At 76.5% G+C, this 925-nt stretch carries 1 protein-coding gene; it reads right to left on the minus strand.

Features of this window, described 5'->3' with window-relative positions; all coding sequences use genetic code 11:
- Positions 1-925 (minus strand): RNA polymerase sigma factor (locus PROKR_RS16580; RefSeq protein ID WP_036964861.1); only part of this gene is annotated, 925 nt, incomplete at both ends.

Here is a 925-nt window from a genome sequence, read left to right on the forward strand (position 1 = left end):
CGGCCGGCGCGCGCCAGCAGGTGCGCGCGGACGGCGTCGAGCCGGGGCAGACCGGGGTGTGCCCGCTCCAGGCCGGCCAGGGCGTCCAGGGCCGGTCCGTCGCCGTGCACCTGGGCTTCCGCCACGATCCGGTTCAGCGTGATCGTCGGATTCTGCCGGCCGGTCACGACGTCGAGGACGTCGTACAGCGCGAGGATCTCGGACCAGTCGGTCGACGCCGTGTCCGGGGCCTCCGCGTGCAGCGCCGCGATGCAGGCCTGCAGCAGATACGGGCCCGGGGCGGCGCCCGGCACGGTCGCCTCGACCAGGCGGATCCCCTCGCGCACGAGGGTCTGGTCCCAGCAGGTCCGGTCCTGCTCGTCCAGCGGGACCAGGCCGCCGTCGGCCGCCTGGCGGGCCGGACCGCGCGACTCGGTGAGCAGCATGAGCGCGAGGAGCCCTGTCACCTCCGGGTCGCCGGGCAGGGCCTGCCGCAGCAACCGGGCCAGGTGGATCGCCTCGGCCGCCAGGTCCGTGTCCCGGGCAGGCGTGCCCGACGTCGTGTGGTGGGCCTCGGTCAGCATCGCGTAGAGCACGTCGAGCACGGGCCCGAGCCGTTCGGCGGCGTCCCGGGGCCGGGGCAGGTCCCCGCTCAGCTCGGCCAGGCGGCGCTTGGCGCGTGTGATGCGCTGCGCCACGGTCGCCTCGGGGAGCTGGTGCACGTTCGCGATCTGTGCCGTGCTGAGGCCGGCCACGGCGCGCAGCGTGAGGGCGACCTGCGCGGGCCGGGGCAGCGCGGGATGACAGCAGAGCTGCAGCAGGAGCAAGCTGTCGTCCGCGGGGGACCCCGCCGTCCGAGGGCCGGCGGGCGACATGCTCAGCGGCTCGGCCAGGAGCGCCTCCCGGACCTCGCGGTCGCGGCGCCGGCTGTCGGCGCGCACCCGGT

Source organism: Promicromonospora kroppenstedtii DSM 19349 (assembly GCF_000515355.1).
Lineage (GTDB): Bacteria > Actinomycetota > Actinomycetes > Actinomycetales > Cellulomonadaceae > Promicromonospora > Promicromonospora kroppenstedtii.